This is a genomic window from Streptomyces sp. NPDC051322 (genome assembly GCF_040689485.1).
Lineage (GTDB): Bacteria > Actinomycetota > Actinomycetes > Streptomycetales > Streptomycetaceae > Streptomyces.
This window is the reverse complement of record NZ_JBFBAK010000002.1, coordinates 320,295-337,700: the sequence shown is the minus strand read 5'-3', so window position 1 is coordinate 337,700 and position 17,406 is coordinate 320,295. Positions and strand designations below refer to the sequence as shown.

Here is a 17,406-nt window from a genome sequence, read left to right as displayed (position 1 = left end):
GTCACGTGCTTGGACCCCCCAAGGCCTCATCGATCAGTGCGTCGATCCGCGCCAGGCCGGCATCCCTCGACAAGTGGGACGCCACATGGCGCGGCCCCTGCGCCCCCAGAGCATCGGCCGTCACCGGATCTCCGGCGAGTCTACGCACCGCGGCCAGGAGTGCGTCCGGATCCTCCGGCGAAACCAGCACCCCGGCTCCCGAACGCAGCACCTCCTGTGCGGTGCCGCCTTCCGGGGCGACGGACGCCACCACGGGCCTGCCGGACGCGAAGTACGAGGTCAGCTTGGAGGGGACGCTCATGTCGAGCACCGAGGCGCGCTGGGTGACGGCCAGTACGTCGGCCGCCGCGAGAATGTCCGGGAACTCACTGTCCTCGGCGGGCGGCAGGAAGACCAGGTTGGGGACGTCCGCCGCCAGCCGGCCCAGTGTCTCGCGCTGGTTGCCGTCTCCCATCAGCACCACCCGCAGCGACGGATCGCGCCTGGCGGCGTTGACCAGCACCTCGAGGCCCTGTTTGAGGCCCATGTTCCCGGAGTGCAGGACGACGGTGTCGTCCGGCCGCCAGCCGAGCCGGGCACGGCTCTCCGCACGCGGGCGTGAAGGGCCCGGTATGTGGTTCCAGTTGGGCACCAGCCGTATCCGGGCCGGGTCGACGCCCATCGCACCGACCTTGTCGATGAACGTCTCGTGGATGACGCCCACCAGGGTCGCGCGCCGCAGCGCATACCGCTCGGCGCGCTCGGCCAGCGCGGCGGCACGGTCGCCCCCGCGTATCCCGCTCTGCGCGGCCGCGGCGCCCATCAGGTCCTGCACGACGGGGACGTAGGGCACCTTCCAGCGGGCCGCCAGCCGGGCCCCGAGCACCCCGCCGGCCAGGCTGGGCAGTTGGGCGAGCACCGCGTCGGGCCGCTCGATCCTGGGCGGAGCGGCCAGCCCGTGCAGCAGGACCGTGCCCTCGAACAGGGCGCGCCGCACGGCGGTCTGCCGGGGCGGCACGCTGTGGCGTCTGCGGTGCACGCGGACACCGGCGCGCTCCTCGGTGCGCCGCCAGACTCCCGCGTAGGCCGGGTCCGTCGACCAGGACGGGTAGTGCGGCATACCGGTCAGTGCGTGCGTCTCATGACCGAGATCCGCCCAGTGCTCGGCAATCTGTGTCGCATACGGTCCGATTCCGGCGTGTTCCGGTGCGTAGTTCGTGGACACCAGCAGCAGACGGCGCTTGCGCCCAGCCGATGTACCGATGCGTCGCGTCTTTACCACGCGGCGATCCCTTCCCCCAGAGGTGAGCCCGTTGTCACCCTAATCGTTCACTCAACCGGAACGGAATGTGCACGCTATCGTCAGTACCTCCAGCCACGCCGGGGGGTGTGGTGCGCAGGGGGGCATTCATGACAACGAGCAGGCGGCACCGGGTCGGGTACGCACCCGGTGCCTACGATCTTTTCCACATCGGACACTTGAACATCCTTCGTCATGCACGGAGCCAGTGCGACTATCTCGTCGCCGGGGTCGTCTCCGACGAGATGGCCGAGCGGGCCAAGGGCCGGCGCCCGATGATCCCGCTGGTCGAACGGCTGGAAATCGTCCGCAGCGTCAAGTACGTGGATGCGGCCTTCGTCGAAACCGTTCCCGACAAGGTCGAGACCTGGAAGCAGGTCCGCTTCGACGTGCTGTTCAAGGGCGACGACTGGCGGGGCACCGCCAAGGGCGACAAGCTCGAGCAGGACTTCGCCGCGGTCGGCGTCGAGATCGTCTACTTCCCGTACACGGTGCACACCTCGAGCACCCAACTGCGCCGCGCGCTGGACGTACTGGCCGAACCCGAGGGCTCCTTCGGTCCGGCTGCTTTCGGCCCCGACGCGCAGTTCAACGCCGGACTGCGCTCAATTCCCGGAACCACTTCGTGAGGAAGGCGAGCAGGAACAGCGCGCCGGCCGCGCCCAGCGCCGTATAGGCCCAGCGGAACCCGCCCCCCGCCCCGAGCAGCAGGAACACCAGGCAGAAGACGCCGTGGTCGACCGGGAGCAGGGCCACCGCCCGCAGCGTGGACGGCGTTGCGGCGGGGCTGCCGGGCGCCGGGCGCGGTGTGAGCTTCTCGGTCAGCAACCCACCGAAGAAGGTCACCACCGCGACGAACTGGAAGCCGATCGGCACCAGCAGCCACGCCACGTCCCGGACGCCGAAATGACCGGGGTGCCGGTAGAACGAAATGAGCACGGCGGCATGCAGCGCCGTGATCTTCGCGCAGTCCACCACATGGTCCAGCCACTCCCCCGCCGCGCTGCCGCTGCCGCGCAGCCGGGCCAGTTGTCCGTCCGCGGAGTCGAAGGCGAAGCCCACGGCAAGGCCGATCCACACGGCGAGCCCGGTGCCCCAGGACGGTTCCCCCACCGCGACAGCGGCGACGGCGGCGAAGCTGAATGCCGCGCTGATCAACGTGACCTGGTTCGGCGTGAGCCGCAGCCCGTGTGCTCCCGCTGCCAGGTAGCGCCCCACCGGCCGGTTCACGAAACGGGAGTAGAGCGACACTCCCTTGGCCGACTTCTGCGCCGTTCTCAGTTCGAGCAGTGCGGTACCTACGGTTCCCATGGCCCCCCCGGGTCATCTGTGCACAAAGTGTGAACATCATCGCAGGTATGCCGCGGCCTTCAAGACCGCACCCTCCTCTCGCCCGAGAGACAGCGCAAGCCTGTCGTCATTTGTTGTTCACAACCAAGATCGTTTAATCATCATGTACACAACTCTTGACGTGACCAAGCCAACGGCGGAGCATCACTGCGCAGGAGAGCGCTCTCCATTTCTGCTCGCCCCGTCGACTCAGGAGAGTTGCTCATGTCCGCACCCCCCGCCGGCTTGCCGGTTGTACAGCGATCCGCGCTACCGGAACGGCGCGGCACAGCCGCCCTGGTAGTGACCGCCCTGCTGGCCGCGCTGCTTCTCGCCTTCACGCCCACGCAGGCCCACGCCGACCCCGCGCTGCTCTCCCAGGGCAAGGCCGTCACCGCCTCCAGCGAGGAGAACGGCGGCACCGGGGCAGCCAATGCCGTGGACGGCAACGACGGCACCCGCTGGTCGAGCGCCTTCTCGGATCCGCAGTGGATCCAGGTCGACCTGGGTTCGACCGCGACGCTCAGCAAGGTCGTGCTCAAGTGGGAGGCCGCGTACGCCAAGGCGTACCGGATCCAGCTCTCCACCGACGGCACCAACTGGACCGACGCCTACTCCACCACCGCAGGGCCCGGCGGCACCGAGACGCTCACCGTCGCCGGCACCGCCCGCTACGTCCGGATGAACGGCACCGCCAGAGCCACCGGCTACGGGTACTCCCTGTGGGAGTTCCAGGTCTACGGCACCACCGGCGGCACAAGTGGCGGGACCATTCCCGGCGGTGGCGACCTCGGTCCCAACGTCATGGTCTTCGACCCGTCCACGCCCGACATTCAGGCCAAGGTGGACGAGGTCTTCCACCAGCAGGAGTCGGCCCAGTTCGGCGACGGCCGCAAGGCGCTCCTGTTCAAGCCGGGTACGTACAACAACATCAACGCCCAGCTCGGCTTCTACACCTCGATCGCCGGCCTCGGCCTCAACCCCGACGACACGACCTTCAACGGCGATGTGACCGTCGACGCCGGCTGGTTCAACGGAAACGCCACCCAGAACTTCTGGCGATCCGCCGAGAACCTCGCCCTCAATCCGGTGAGCGGTACGGACCGCTGGGCTGTCGCCCAGGCCGCGCCGTTCCGACGGATGCACGTCAAGGGCGGACTCAATCTGGCGCCCAACGGCTACGGCTGGGCCAGTGGTGGCTACATCGCCGACAGCAAGATCGACGGCACCGTGGGACCGTACTCCCAGCAGCAGTGGTACACCCGGGACAGCTCGGTCGGTGGCTGGACCAACGGCGTCTGGAACATGACCTTCTCCGGCGTCCAGGGGGCGCCCGCGCAGAGCTTCCCGAACCCGCCCTACACGACCCTGGACACCACTCCGGTCTCCCGCGAGAAGCCGTTCCTGTACCTGGACGGCAACACCTACAAGGTGTTCGTGCCCGCGAAGCGCACCAATGCCCGCGGCGTCACCTGGGACCACGGCGCCCCGCAGGGCAGTTCCATCCCGCTGAGCCAGTTCTACGTGGTCAAGGCCGGAGCGACCGCCGAGACCATCAACCAGGCGCTGGCCCAGGGCCTCAACCTGCTGTTCACCCCGGGCATCTACCACCTCGACCAGTCGATCAACGTCAACCGTGCCGACACGGTCGTCCTGGGTCTCGGCCTCGCCACGATCGTCCCGGACAACGGCGTCACGGCGATGAAGGTCGCCGATGTGGACGGCGTCAAGCTGGCCGGTTTCCTCATCGACGCCGGCCCGGTCAACTCGCAGGTGCTGCTCCAGGTCGGTCCGGCCGGCTCGGCTGCCGATCACTCGGCCGACCCGACGACCGTGCAGGACGTGTTCGTGCGCATCGGCGGAGCCGGTGCGGGCAAGGCAACCACCAGCATGGAGATCAACAGCAACAACACCATCATCGACCACACCTGGCTGTGGCGAGCCGACCACGGCACCGGAGTCGGCTGGGAAACCAACCGCGCCGACTACGGCCTCACCGTCAACGGCGACAACGTCCTGGCCACCGGCTTGTTCGTTGAACACTTCAACAAGTACGACGTCCAATGGAACGGCGACAACGGCAGAACTATCTTCTTCCAGAACGAGAAGGCCTACGACGCTCCGAGCCAGGCAGCCGTTCAGGACGGCCCGAACAAGGGCTACGCCGCCTACAAGGTCGCCGATTCCGTCACCCAACACGAAGCCTGGGGGCTCGGCAGTTACTGCAACTTCACCGCCGACGACACCATCCACCAGGACCGGGGTTTCCTGGTGCCCGACAAGCCCGGCGTGAAGTTCCACGACGTCCTCGTCGTCTCGCTCGGCGGCAAGGGTCAGTACAACCACGTCATCAACAACACCGGGGCGCCCACGTCGGGCAGCTCCACCGTCCCGTCCAACGTCGTCTCCTACCCGTGACGACGGCCGGCTGACGTCTGCCACTCCGCACCGACCCTGTACGAGGCCCTCCCGGAGCATCGCTCGGGAGGGCCTCATGCGTCCGCCGGCGCACGGCGTTCAGGGGTGGCTGCCGTCCCGGCCCTCCGCTCAGGGCCGCAGGGTCACCGTCCTGCCCGGCTTCAGGCGGACCGTGCACCGCCACGCACCGGCCCTTACCTCGGTGGTGGCACCACCGGTACTGTGCAGCGTCGCCTCGGTGACCTTCCCGTCGCGCCAGGCGAGGTCGACGGTGATGCCGCCGCGGGCGCCGATGCCGGTGACGCGTCCCGACTCGGCCCAGGCCACGGGCAGGGCGGGGAGCAGTTCCACAACGCCCGGGCGGGAGTAGAGAAGCATCTCGAGCATCGCGGTCGGGGTACCGAAGTTGGCGTCGATCTGCAGGGTGGCCCGGGAGCCGAGGTCGTACATGTCGAAGAGGTTGGGCGAGGTGCCGTTGCTGGTGTCGACCGACGGCTTCAGATTGGTGCGGATCAGCTGGTACGCCTTCTCGGCGTCCTTGAGCCTCGCCCAGCAGGCCGCCCGCCAGGCGCACGCCCAGCCGTAGCTCGTCATACCGCGGGCGGTGAGCAGGTTCCGCACGCCGGTGACCAGTTCAGCGGGACTGTCCTCGGGGGTGATCCGGTCGCCGGGGAAGAGTCCGATGAGCGGCGAGAGGTGCCGGTGCGTGGTATCGCCCAGGTTGTCGGGGGTCATCCACTCCTCCAGCCAGCCGGTCCTGGGGCTGACCTGCGGGAGATAGAGACGCGACTGGAGGCCCGCGATCGTCTTCGCGTAGCCCGCGTCGCGGGAGAGCAGAGCCGCGGCGGCGCGATAGCTGACGAAGAGGTCGCGGACCAGCTCCTGGGCGTAGGTGATGCCCTTGGCGTTGGTGGGCCCCTGCTCGGGCGACCAGTCGCTGTCGTCGATGAGTACTTCGCGGGTCCCCCCGGTGGCCGGGTCGGTGACGGTGGTGGTGACCAGCCGCGCCTCCCAGAACTCGCAGGCGCCCTTGAGCAGCGGATAGATCTTTTTGAGTACGGCTCGGTCCTGGGTGAACTCGTAGTGCTGCCAGAGCGAGTTGCAGAGCCAGGCATTTCCGGCCGGGTGCCACCACCACCCCATGCCGCCGTAGATATTGGTGGAGATCGCCGTCGTCCAGCCGGCCACTCTGCCACTGGAATTGCGAAAGCCGTTGCGGGGGTCGTTGAAGAGCTTCTGCGTGGTGCGGGTCCACGAGGGGTCTGCGCGGAGCAGTAGTCGAGGAAGGCGTCGAAGCAGTCGGGCAGGCCGGCCCGCTCGGCGAGCCAGTAGTTCATCTGGACATTGATGTCCGTGTGGTAGTCGCCCATCCAGTCGGGGTCGGTGCGGTCGATCCACAGGCCCTGGAGGTTCATCGGCACACTGTCACGTGAGGCGCTGATCATCAGGTAGCGGCCGAACTGCAGGTAGGCGGCTTCGAGTTCCGGATCGGCCGGGGCATCCGCCGCTCCGAGAGCGGTGAGGCGCGCGGCGGTGTCGAGGGCACGCTGGGCATCGCTGGAGCGCCCGAGATCGACCGTCATCCGACCGAAGAGCGCCTGGTAATCAGCAAGGTGGGTACGCAACAACTCCGCGGGTCCCGCTGTGGCGGCGGCCCGGATCCGGCCGGCGGCGACCGCGCGCGGGTCGACGGCCGGGTCCTTGAAAGCGGTGGCGTCGTCGGGGGTGTAGTTGGTGCCGCCGGTGAGGACGAGGAGTACGTCCTCGCAGTCCGTGAAGGTGACCTTGTTGCCGACCGCCGTGACCGTTCCGGTGGTGCTGGTGGCGGTAACCGCGGCCGCGTACTTCAGCTGGTTGGGGAGCGCGGCGGCGAGCGACACCGTGGTGGCGTCGGCCGTGGCCGTCTCGCCGTGCCATCCGTCGAGCGTGACGGAGCCGGTGTACCGGCCGCCGCCGCTGCGGGTGAGGCGGATGACGACGACCTCGTCGGGGTGACTGGCGTACGTCTCGCGACGGTAGGTGACGCCTTCGCGGTCGTAGGTGACGATGCTGAGGCCGTTGCTCAGGTCGAGACGGCGGGAGTAGCCGGTGACGGCCGCGGGCGCGTGGCCGGGGAGGTCGATGGTGACCTTCGCCAGCAGGGTGAAAGAGCCGAAGTGCGTGGTGTCGTACGGAAATTGTCCGTCGCCCTGCAGTGCGTCGTTCAGTCCGCCGGTCCACAGGGTGGCGTCCGTGAGGTAGAGGACGTCGCTCGCGGGGCCCCCGGTCGAGAGGGCTCCGATGCGGCCGTTGCCGATAGGCAGCCCCTGTTCGATGAGTTTCGCTTCCTCGGCGGGAGCCGGATAGCGCAGCGTCACGGCGCGTGCCTCGGAAACCCGGTGCACCCTGGCGGCCGCCGGGCGGCGGACGGCGGCGGCCGCCGTGAAGGGCCGCATCCCGCCGCCGAGGGCGAGCCCCGCTCCGAGGGCCCCTCCCGCAGCTCGGAGCACGGTGCGGCGCGAGGTCGAGGACTGCTCGGCGGAGCTCGTCATCTTCCGGTCCCTTCGACGTGAGTGCCGCAGGAGTGCGGCGGGCGTCGGAAACGTACGAGCTCTGTGGTGCGACGTCAACGTTCTGCGCCGAAAGGACCGCCATGGGGAGTGAATTGAGCACGATAGATCCGATGTATCGACCCCTCCCTTCGCCGAGGGTCGACCATGCGCACCTCGTCACTCCCTGACGGCTCTTCCGGTACGAACCCTTGTCAAGGCGACTGGCCGCGCAGCAGACTGCTGCCCGGACAGACATTGGATGTCTAGACCGCTCGCGCCACCCTGCATCCACGGATCCGAAGGAGTACTCATGGGAACGCCTGTCGAGCGACGAAGCGTACTGGCCCTGGGGATAGGCGTTACCGCCGCGCCATTTCTCGCCGCCACACCCGCAGTCGCCTCCCCAGGAACAGGCGATCCCAGCGGCTCGTCCCTCGGCAGACATCGGATTAATTACGCGTCGCAGATCGCGATTGACGCATCCGACACCCCGGACACCATCGTCAGGAAGGCATCCCGAGTCGTCCCACGGCCCTCTCAAGTCTCCTGGCAGCAGCGGGAGGTGACCGCCTTCACGCACTTCGGTATGAACACCTTCACGGATCGTGAATGGGGCTCCGGGGCCGAGGACGAAGCGACGTTCGACCCTTCCGGGATCGATCCCGATCAATGGATGCGCGCCTACCGGGCGGCCGGCGCCCGCCAGGTGATGTTCACGGCCAAACACCACGACGGCTTCGTCCTGTTCCCCACCCGCTACACCAACCACTCAGTGACCGCCAGCCCTTGGTGGGTCCGCACCGAGGGGTGCTCCGAGGCCGAGCGGAACGCCACCGCCGAGGCCCGCGCACGGGCCCAGGCCGACCGCATCGACGACCCGGCCGCCTACTGGCGGGTCAGGAACGCCGGCTGCCGTAATCCGCAGGGCGACATACTCGGCACCTACCTCGCGGCCGCCCGCCGGGCCGGTCTCAAGGTGGGCGTATACCTTTCACCCGCAGACGGTGCCGAGCAGCCGCACGCCTGGCACGCGCGGTACGTCGAGCAGTTGCGCGCGAAGCAGGCCTCGGGGCAAGGGCTCAGCATCGAGGAGCAAGCCACGGTGGACGACGGCGACCGCGCCCCCGGCGGCCAGGGCCGCTACGGAAACGGGAGCAGGATCGTCAGCCGTACGATTCCCACCCTGGTGTCTGACGACGACCGGGCCACCGCGTTGGCCGCACGCCGCATCCCGTCCTTCACCGTCCAGGCCGATGACTACAACGCGTACTACCTGAACCAGCTCTACGAGCTGTTCACGCAGTACGGCCCCATCGACGAGCTGTGGCTCGACGGCGCCAACCCCTGGAGTGCGGCGGGGATCACCGAGAAGTACGACTTCACCGCCTGGTTCCGGCTCATTCACGCGCTCTCCCCGGACACCGTCACCTTCGCGGGTCCGCAAGGAACCCGCTGGATCGGCAACGAGAGCGGGGTGGGACGCACCACGGAATGGAGCGTCACCCCCGCTACCGCCGACCCCGCCACCGCGCACGGCGAAGGGCTGCTGCCGGACGGCCCGCAAGCCGCCGATATCGGCTCCCGCGACAAGATCACCGCACCCGGCATCGAGTTTCTCCAGTGGTTCCCCGCCGAGGCGGACGTCTCGCTGCGCCAGGGCTGGTTCTTCCACGCGGACGAGAAACCCAAGACACCGCAGCAGCTGGTCACGATCTACGAGCAGTCGGTGGGCCGCAACGCCGTGCTCCTGCTGAACGTTCCGCCGGGCCGGGACGGGCGTATAGCCGCACAGGACGTCGACTCCCTCGCCGCGTTCGGGGACTCCATCACCGCGACGTACGGCCACAACCTGCTCACCCCCGGCCGCGGCCGCCGTGACCCCGCGCTGCGCGTGCTCACCGACGGCCGCCTCGCCACCGGGTGGTCGCCGTCGCACGCGGCCACCACCGGCGCCGTGGTGCTCACACCGGCGGCGGCCCGCACATTCGACCGTGTCCGGCTCGGTGAGGACATCACCCGGGGGCAGCAGGTGGAGCGTTTCGCGGTCGACATCTGGACCGGCGCCGCCTGGCAGGAGATCGCGACCGGCACCACCATCGGCTACGCCCGTATCGTCGTGCTGCCGGCACCGGTGAGTACCGACCGCATCCGCATCAGGATCCTTCAGGCCCGGGCGGCCCCGCGCCTCGCGTCGGCCGCCCTCCATCTGAACGTGCCACCGAAGTAGCCGGGCTCCCGGAACTGGATGTCACACAGGTACATCGTCCATACTGCGCACCGTGGAACAGCAGATAGGCCCGAAGAGCCCGCCCATACACGGCGCCGCGACCGATCCGGCGTTCGTTCCCGGCCTCATACCCGCCCGTCCCGCAGCGCCCGTGGACGAGGCGCCGAGCCCGGTGGACGACAAGGCCGCCGAGGAGGTGACAGACCGGATCCCCGCCGAGCCGGCCCCGGAACCGGAGGCCGAGGCGCCGAAGGCCACCACGCCGGATACCCCGGTGCCGGAGCCTGACCCGGTCCCGTCGTTGGCGGATCCCGGTGCCGGAACCGGCGAGAGCGACGCCGGCCCCGATTTCGAGGCAGCCGACCGTCGCGGTGCGATCGTCGCGAACCGCGCCGGTCTGGTGTTCCGGCTGGACGACCAGGAAGCCGAGTTCGGCTGGGACGAGATCGGCGCCGTCGAGTTCGACGCCTCCAAGTACGGGCGCCGGCTCAGCGTCATCGTCCACCTGACCAACCGGCACCGGTACGAGACCGACGTCACCGCGCGCAGCAAGGACCTCCTCGCGGAGTGGACCACACAGCTCGACGAGGTCCTTGACGCGTACTTCGAGGAGTGACTCCCCGATCCGTCAGGCCTTCGGCACTTCCCAGCCGCCCGGTACGTCGAGCCTGCTGATGCGCTGGGCTCCGTCCAGGGCACCCGGTCGGGCGCTGGTCAGGTCCAGCCGCAGCCGTGAACCGCGCACCGGGTCGAAGGTGATCGTCGTCGGCCGGTCCGACCCGATGGCCCAGGTGGTGGTCGCGCCGTCGACGGGTGCGTAGCCGTGGCCGTCCCAGACGGAGACCTGTACCGACGCAGGCAGTGTGTGGGTCGCGTCGACGGTGAACGACACGTCGACCTGGCGCACCGTACGCTCCTCGCCCCAGTCGACCGAGACCCAGTCGGCGGGGCGGGCGCCCGCGAAGGCCGGCAGCAGGGCGGTGGCGGCCTTGTGGAAGGCGTTGGACCAGCCGGTGGCCGGGTCGTCGTCGAGCATCGCCGCGGGGAGCGTGGTGGGCGCCCCGGAATAGCCGGCGTCCGCCACCGGGTAGGTGGGGGCGCCCGGCCCCGGGTCGGGCTCGAAAGACCCGGCAGGAGTCACCGGTCGTGATCCCGGACCGGTGGCACGGACCGAGACGGTGGCCGTACGCAGTCCCGCTGCGCGAGCCGTGACGGTGACGCTGCCGGCTCGGGTGCCGGACCGGACGATGGCGAGCGCCTTCCCGTGGAAGGCGGCCCGGGTGCTCGCCTGGTAGCGCTCGGCGCTCTCCTGACGGCCGCTGTCGACGCCCGCCAGGGATCCGCCGGTGACCTCGAAGGCGATCACGTCTTCGGCGTCAGGCACGACGACACCGTGCGAGTCGACCACCTCCGCCGTGACGAAACACAGCGAACGGCCGTCCGCTGCCAGGCTCTTGCGGTCGGGGGTGAGGCGAACGGCGTGCGGCGCGCCGGCCGTACGCAGCACATCGGTGGCCACCGTCCGGCCGCCCCGCCGGGCCACTGCCTTGAGCTCGCCGGGGGCGAAGGGCACCGTCCAGGACAGATGCAGCTTTCCGGCACTGCCGTTGGGGCTGGTGTAACTCCCCGGGTACGGACCCGAGGTGACCGTCTTGTCGTCCCCGGTCGGCTCGGTCGTCTCCAGGTAACCGCGCCCGTCCTCCGTCGTCTTGCGGTCGAACGTCCGCACCCCCAGCGACCTGCCGTTGAGAAACAGCTCCACGGTGTCGGCGTTGGAGTAGACCCAGACCTCGACGTCGTCGCCGCGCCGATGGCCGGTCCAGTCCATGGGCAGCAGATGCACCATGGGTTCGCTGCTCCACTGGCTGCGGAAGAGGTAGTACATGTCCTTGGGAAAGCCCGCCGTGTCCACCGCGCCGAAGAACGAGGCCTTCACCGGGAACACGTCGTACGGCGTCGGCTCGCCGATGTAGTCGATGCCCGACCAGAGGAACTGTCCGGCGAAGAACTTCCGGTCGCGGTCCTTCTTCAGCCCGTACTCCCCGCTGATCGTCCAGGACGCGAGGTTGTTGTCGTACGAGGACGTCTCGCGCCTGCCAGGGGTGTGGTTCTCGCCGGTGTTGAGGTGCTCCGGCTCCTGGTAGGCCCCCCGCGTCGAGGTCTCGGACGAGGATTCGGACTCGAAGAGGAAGAGGTGCGGGTAGCGGGCGTGCAGGGCGTCGACCGATGCGGCGGTGTTGTAGTTGAGTCCGAGCCCGTCGAGCTTGGCCAGCATCAGGTCCGCTGCCGACCCGACCGCGGGCAGCGAGCGGTACTTGTCGGAACCGATCACGACCGGCCGCGTGGTGTCGAGCGCGCGGATGCCGTCGATCAGCCGTTCCGCCATGGCCAGTCCAGCGGTGGAGGTGGAGTCGGGTATCTCGTTGCCGATGGACCACATCAGCACGGCGGGGGAATTGCGGGCCGCACCGACCATCTCGGCGATGTCCGCGTCGCTGTTGGCGTCGAAGAAGCGCCCGTAGTCGTAGCGGTTCTTGCCACGCTGCCAGCAGTCGAACGCCTCCACCATCATGATGATGCCGAGCCGCTCGCAGATGGAGATCATCTCCGGCGGGGGCGGATTGTGCGAGGTCCGGAAGGCGTTCACGCCCATGCTCTTCATCAGGGTCATCTGCCGCTCCATCGCGTCCATGTGGACGGCGGAGCCCAGGGCGCCGAGGTCGTGGTGCAGGTCCACGCCCTGGATCTTGGCGTAGTTGCCGTTCAGCGAGAGCCCGTTGTCCGGGTCGATGGTGGCGTGCCGGATGCCGAAGTCGGTGCGGTAGCTGTCCACCTCGGCCCCGTCGACCTCTATGCCGGTCCGGAGCGTATAGAGGTGCGGGGTGTCGAAGGACCACAGCTGCGGCCGGTCGACTCTCATCTCGTGGGTGGCGGTGCCGGGTTCCGCGCCGACGTCGAGTGCGGAGTGGGCGCGCGCCACCGTGCGGCCCCGCGAGTCCAGGACGGTGGAGCGAACGGTGACGGTCCTGCCCGTGCCCGACTCGTTGACGACGTCGATCTGTGCACGGACCACGGCGTGCCCGGAGCGGAGCGTCGCGGCGAGATCCGGCGTGGTCACATAGGTGCCCCAGCGCTTGACGTGCACCGGATCGGTGATCACCAGCCGGGCGTTCCGGTAGATGCCGCTGCCCGAGTACCAGCGGCTGCTGGGCAGTTGGTTGCGGACCTGCACGGCGATCACGTTCTCGGTGGCGCCGTCGGTGTGCAGCAGATCGGTGAGGTCGTAGGCGAAACCGGTGTACCCGTACGGGTGGTTGCCGACGAGATGGCCGTTGCAGTACACGTTCGAGTCCATGTAGACGCCGTCGAACTCCACCGATATCCGGCGGCCGGCGAGCCCGGCCGGCAGCCGGAACGTCGTGCGGTACCAGCCGAGGCCGCCGGGGAAGAAGCCGGTGCCGCTGGTGGTGCCGCGCTCGGTGGTCGGGCTGAGTTCGATACTCCAGTCATGGGGCACCGCGACTCGCCGCCAGCTGGAGTCGTCGTAATCGGGGTCGGCCGCTCGGGCGTAGTCGCCGGTGGGGTCGGTGATCCCGCCCGGGTTGACCAGCGCGAACCGCCAGCCGTCCCGGAGCTCCACGGTCCGTCCGCCGGAGGCCCGGGGGCGCGGGGCCGCCTGCGCATCGGCGGCCGAGGCCAGCACGCCGAGCATCGGTACGGCGGTGCCTGCGATGAGCAACGACCTGCGAGTGACCGCCATGGCGATCCTCCTTCTGTCGGCGAGTGTCTGTCCGGCTTCACCTGTGGCGCAGGGGTACGAGCTGACGGGCCATCCCGCCCCAGGAGTCAACACAACCCACCGTCAGCGCACAGATTCTCACCTCACCGCACAGGTATACGTCAAGAGCCGCGCAGGGATCGCTGTACGCCGGCAGACGGCTGCTCACCACGGCGCGGGCCGGCGTGCTGAACGCCGCTGAGCGCGAGCATCGCGCTACTGGACCACGTCCGCCTTCGGATTGACGTTCTTCGCGAGGAGTTCGTTCATCTCCCCGTACGCCATCGACGCCTTACTGTTGCTCTCGTCGTGAAAGCGCATCAGGTAGTGGTACATCACGCTCACGCACTTGTCGCGGCTGCGGTATTCCGCGTTACCGGTGAGCTGAAAATCCTCGGAGATTTCCTTGATCTTCCCATCAGGCGTGGTGTAGAGCGGATGCCACATGAGGGTGACGGCGGGATTGAGCCGCTGGATCGTGCGGAGTTGGGGGATCTCCTGCGCGATCAGGACACTGTCGGGGTTGTAGGCCCGCAGGAACACGTGCACCGGGCCTGTCGCGCGCTCGACGAATGCGGTGGAGAGGACGTTCCACAGTGGCGCCTGAAGCTTCCAGTTGGCGTGCAGCTCCAACTGGTCCACGACCTTCCCGAGCCGGGTGAACTCCAGCGAGGTGTGTCCCTTCCCGTGTGCGTAGACGCTCACGTCGAAGCCGCCCGACCAGAGCGCCAAGGTAGGCGTGGTGATCTTCAGGTGGTCGCCCACGAGATGGACGAGCTCCCGATACCAGGTGTTCGAGGCCCGGAGCTTACGGCGCTCCGCGGGGTCGATCGATTCGTCCGCGGACTGCCGGTTCAGCTCGTCCTGTTCGAGGACGCCACCCAGCAGAAGCTGCCAGGCGCTCTCGATCACGTCCGCCGGGAATCCACCCTGCTGCATCAGCTTCTGGAATACGAGCCATTCGGGGTGTTCCTGGGCCTTGGCCGCGTAGTGCTCCGTGGGGGCGTCGGCCGACGGTTTGCGGCGTTGCACGGCGCGCGTGGGCCCCGTGTCCTCGGCCATCGCCCGCTGGAACGTGTGGCCGGTGGCCGGGGCGCCCCCGGACATGACGTGCCGGGCGTTTTCCTCCGCGGCGACCTCGTACCGGTCGGACGGATCGGAGACCTTCAAGCCGTCGCCGTTGTCCGTACCCGAGACGGGGCCCTGCCGCTGCTGGACGACATGCGTGAGTTCGTGGGCGAGCGTATGACGGTCGCCGCCGCCCTCACCGAGGACGATGTGGCAGCCGGAGGTATAGGCGCGGGCCCCGATCTCCTGCGCCGACTTCTTCGCGGCCGCGTTGTCATGAATCCGTACGTCGCTGAAGTCGACGCCGCCGAACCGCGCCTCCATGTCGTGCAGCTGCGGCCCGGGCAGGGGCCGGCCGGGCAGGTTCAATACGTCGTGCACGGCCGTCCGGCGCTGCACCGGGGCCTCTTCCGGAGAGGCCTCACGATGACCGCAGGACGTCCCGTGCACATGCCGCTGCACCTCCAGCATGCGGGCTACCGCGGCGTTGCCCGCGGAACGCTGCAGCGCCAGGACGGCCGCCGGCGACTGCCCGCCCGGTAGCCGGTCGGCGAAAGCGGCCGCTTCCCTGGGGCCCCGGGAACGCGGCAGTGCGGCGGGCTCGCGCAGCTCGCTTCCCTGCCGCTGCGCAGCGCTCATATCCTGCTTCCGCTTCCGCACGCACGCACTCCTTCGGTCCTTCGCGCCGCATAGGAGTCCCTGTCTAGGTGACATCGGTGGCGCGGGACAAGAGAGGGAAGGGCACACAGCACGTTCTTGCGGGTACGCCAGGTGGCCCCACCGGGCAACCATCGCGCATCCTCGATCGGGACGCGCAGCGGAACCGACGTCTCCCGGCCACGGACGCCGGTCTCCCAGTCCCCGGAAAAGATCAAGGGCCGACTTCGAATACCTCCGAAGTCGGCCCTGACATGCGACTCTCACGAGTCGGGACGACAGGATTTGAACCTGCGACCCCTTGACCCCCAGTCAAGTGCGCTACCAAGCTGCGCCACGTCCCGATACCCGCGCGACCGAGGAAACTCCGGCCGAACGCGCACGGAAACAATACCGCACTCGGGCGGGTGATCACGAACGTCATTCCTCCCCGGCGCCGACCGCGTCCGCTTGACCTCAACCGCGCTTGATGTTGGATCGTCGGCCGCATGACCAAGGACCTGAACCGACTGATGGCCCTGATGACGGGCGACGAAAAGCACGGCCCCGCGGCGACGTCCACCCTGGACGCGCTCTGGGTGCTCTACGACCGGGTGCTCCGGGTGACCCCGCAGACCGTCGACGCACCCGACCGGGACCGATTCCTGCTGTCGAAGGGGCACGGCCCGATGGCGTTCTACGCGGTCCTCGCCGCGAAGGGTTTCCTTGCCGAGGACCTGCTGGCCGGCTTCGGCTCGTACGACTCCCCGCTCGGACACCATCCGGACCGGCTGCTGGTGCCCGGCGCGGAGATCGGCAGCGGTTCCCTCGGGCACGGCCTGCCACTCGGTGTGGGCACCGTCCTGGGGCTGCGGGCGCAAGGGCTGACCGGGCCCCGGGTATGGGTGCTGATCGGCGACGCGGAACTCGACGAAGGGTCCGTGCACGAGGCCGTTGCCTACGCCGGGCCGGCCGGGCTCGAACAGCTGCACACGGTGGTGATCGACAACGCCTCCGCGCGGTACGGCAGGCCGGGCGGCATCGCCGACCGGTTCGCCGCGGCGGGCTGGTCCACCCGGTCCGCGGACGGGAGGGACCACGCCGACCTGTACGCGGCCTTCACCGCACCGCATCCGGGCAGGCCGCACGCCGTGATCGCCCGAGTCGAGCCGAAGAACGCCGTCGCACCGCAGAACGCCCGATAGAACCCGATAGGAGGAGAACCTGTCATGGACACCATGCGTGAACGCTTCGTATCCACCACGTCCAGGCTGCTGGACGAGGACCCACGGGTCGCCCTGGTGCTGGCCGAGATCACCGGCGACGCGTTCCTCGGCGCGGCCGGGAAGCACCCCGACCGGGTGGTCAATGTCGGTATCCGGGAGCAGCTGCTGATCGGCGCGGGTGCCGGTATGGCGCTGACCGGGATGCGCCCGATCATGCACACCTTCGCGAGCTTTCTCGTCGAGCGCCCCTTCGAGCAGGTGAAACTGGACCTCGGGCATCAGGGAGTGGGCGGGGTGCTGGTGAGCGCCGGGGCCTCGTACGACTGGCCCGCGGGCGGCTTCACCCACATGTCCCCCGGCGATGTGGCGCTGCTGGACACCCTGGACGGCTGGACCGTACACGTCCCGGGCCACCCCGACGAGGCCGAGACGCTGCTGCGGCATGCGGTGGCCGGGGACGACCGGGTGTACGTGCGCCTGTCGGTGCAGGCCAATCGGCGATCGCACCCGGTCACCGGCGACGGATTCGTCACCCTGCGGGAGGGGCACGGAGGGGTGGTGATCGCCGTCGGGCCGATGCTGGACGCCGTACTCGACGCGACCGAGGGGCTGGATGTCACCGTGCTGTACGCCACGACGGTGCGACCCTTCGACCGGGCGGCGCTGCGCTGGGCGGCGGCCGCCCCCGACCGGGCCGACGTGGTGCTCGTCGAGCCGTACCTTGCGGATACGTCGACGGCCGCCGCCAACGACGCGCTGGCCGACCTTCCGCACCGGGTGCTGGGGCTCGGGGTCGGCCGGCGTGAGCTGCGGCGCTACGGGGGAATCGATGAGCACGCCGCAGCTCATGGCCTCGACGCCGAGTCGCTGCGGCGGCGCATCACGGATTTCCTGCGGTAGGCCGGCCGGCGGCC

10 protein-coding genes, 1 tRNA gene and 1 pseudogene are annotated in these 17,406 nt (G+C 69.1%); 6 read left to right on the top strand and 6 right to left on the bottom strand.

Features of this window, described 5'->3' with window-relative positions; translation table 11 throughout:
* Position 1: 1 nt before the first annotated feature.
* Positions 2–1,207 carry a glycosyltransferase family 4 protein gene (locus AB0436_RS05710; protein ID WP_366466883.1) on the bottom strand — a complete coding sequence of 402 codons (1,206 nt, stop codon included), beginning with the start codon at positions 1,205–1,207 and terminating at the stop codon, positions 2–4.
* A 182-nt stretch (positions 1,208–1,389) separates the two neighbouring features.
* On the opposite strand from AB0436_RS05710, the gene AB0436_RS05705 reads away from it, so the two are divergent.
* Positions 1,390–1,908 (top strand): adenylyltransferase/cytidyltransferase family protein, encoded by a 519-nt coding sequence (locus AB0436_RS05705; protein ID WP_366466433.1) that lies wholly within the window; start codon positions 1,390–1,392, stop codon positions 1,906–1,908.
* On the opposite strand, the gene AB0436_RS05700 is transcribed toward AB0436_RS05705, so the two are convergent.
* The gene (locus AB0436_RS05700) at positions 1,868–2,590 is read right to left on the bottom strand and encodes a CDP-alcohol phosphatidyltransferase family protein (RefSeq protein WP_366466432.1); all 723 of its coding nucleotides are present in this window, start codon (positions 2,588–2,590) and stop codon (positions 1,868–1,870) included. The two genes, AB0436_RS05705 and AB0436_RS05700, sit on opposite strands and share 41 nt — an antisense overlap.
* Positions 2,591–2,833: 243 nt before the next feature.
* Here AB0436_RS05700 and AB0436_RS05695 point away from each other — a divergent pair, with 243 nt between their 5' ends.
* On the top strand, positions 2,834–5,026 hold the full coding sequence (locus AB0436_RS05695) for a discoidin domain-containing protein (protein WP_366466431.1): 2,193 nt from the start codon (positions 2,834–2,836) through the stop codon (positions 5,024–5,026).
* Positions 5,027–5,155: 129 nt separating this feature from the next.
* Here the strand turns inward: AB0436_RS05695 and AB0436_RS05690 are convergent.
* A pseudogene (locus AB0436_RS05690) lies at positions 5,156–7,461 on the bottom strand (glycoside hydrolase N-terminal domain-containing protein).
* 544 nt (positions 7,462–8,005) lie between these two features.
* On the opposite strand from AB0436_RS05690, the gene AB0436_RS05685 reads away from it, so the two are divergent.
* Both AB0436_RS05685 and AB0436_RS05680 read left to right on the top strand, forming a co-directional pair.
* Positions 8,006–9,784: an alpha-L-fucosidase gene (locus AB0436_RS05685; RefSeq protein ID WP_366466882.1), complete on the top strand. Its 1,779-nt coding sequence runs from the start codon at positions 8,006–8,008 to the stop codon at positions 9,782–9,784.
* A gap of 52 nt (positions 9,785–9,836) precedes the next feature.
* A complete protein-coding gene (locus tag AB0436_RS05680; protein ID WP_366466430.1) occupies positions 9,837–10,400 on the top strand; it encodes a hypothetical protein in 564 nt (187 codons plus the stop codon).
* A 12-nt stretch (positions 10,401–10,412) separates the two neighbouring features.
* Here AB0436_RS05680 and AB0436_RS05675 read toward each other — a convergent pair whose 3' ends face one another.
* The 3 genes from AB0436_RS05675 to AB0436_RS05665 form a co-directional block, all read right to left on the bottom strand.
* Positions 10,413–13,544: a glycoside hydrolase family 2 TIM barrel-domain containing protein gene (locus AB0436_RS05675; protein ID WP_366466429.1), complete on the bottom strand. Its 3,132-nt coding sequence runs from the start codon at positions 13,542–13,544 to the stop codon at positions 10,413–10,415.
* A gap of 234 nt (positions 13,545–13,778) precedes the next feature.
* Entirely contained in the window at positions 13,779–15,101 is a 1,323-nt protein-coding gene (locus tag AB0436_RS05670; RefSeq protein ID WP_366466881.1) for a DUF4157 domain-containing protein, read from the bottom strand.
* Between the two features lie 456 nt (positions 15,102–15,557).
* Positions 15,558–15,631 (bottom strand) — tRNA-Pro (locus AB0436_RS05665).
* 144 nt (positions 15,632–15,775) lie between these two features.
* Between AB0436_RS05665 and AB0436_RS05660 the strand changes: the two genes are divergently transcribed.
* Positions 15,776–16,471, top strand: coding sequence for a transketolase (locus AB0436_RS05660; protein WP_366466428.1), 696 nt, complete (start codon positions 15,776–15,778; stop codon positions 16,469–16,471).
* A gap of 24 nt (positions 16,472–16,495) precedes the next feature.
* Positions 16,496–17,392 carry a transketolase gene (locus AB0436_RS05655; protein ID WP_366466427.1) on the top strand — a complete coding sequence of 299 codons (897 nt, stop codon included), beginning with the start codon at positions 16,496–16,498 and terminating at the stop codon, positions 17,390–17,392.
* Positions 17,393–17,406: the final 14 nt, after the last annotated feature.

Coding starts and splice junctions, on each gene's coding strand:
- AB0436_RS05660 (WP_366466428.1), top strand. CDS start 15,776: ATGACCAAGGACCTGAACCGACTGATGGCCCTGATGACGGGCGACGAA.
- AB0436_RS05695 (WP_366466431.1), top strand. CDS start 2,834: ATGTCCGCACCCCCCGCCGGCTTGCCGGTTGTACAGCGATCCGCGCTA.
- AB0436_RS05655 (WP_366466427.1), top strand. CDS start 16,496: ATGGACACCATGCGTGAACGCTTCGTATCCACCACGTCCAGGCTGCTG.
- AB0436_RS05675 (WP_366466429.1), bottom strand. CDS start 13,544: ATGGCGGTCACTCGCAGGTCGTTGCTCATCGCAGGCACCGCCGTACCG.
- AB0436_RS05670 (WP_366466881.1), bottom strand. CDS start 15,101: ATGCTGGAGGTGCAGCGGCATGTGCACGGGACGTCCTGCGGTCATCGT.
- AB0436_RS05705 (WP_366466433.1), top strand. CDS start 1,390: ATGACAACGAGCAGGCGGCACCGGGTCGGGTACGCACCCGGTGCCTAC.
- AB0436_RS05700 (WP_366466432.1), bottom strand. CDS start 2,590: ATGGGAACCGTAGGTACCGCACTGCTCGAACTGAGAACGGCGCAGAAG.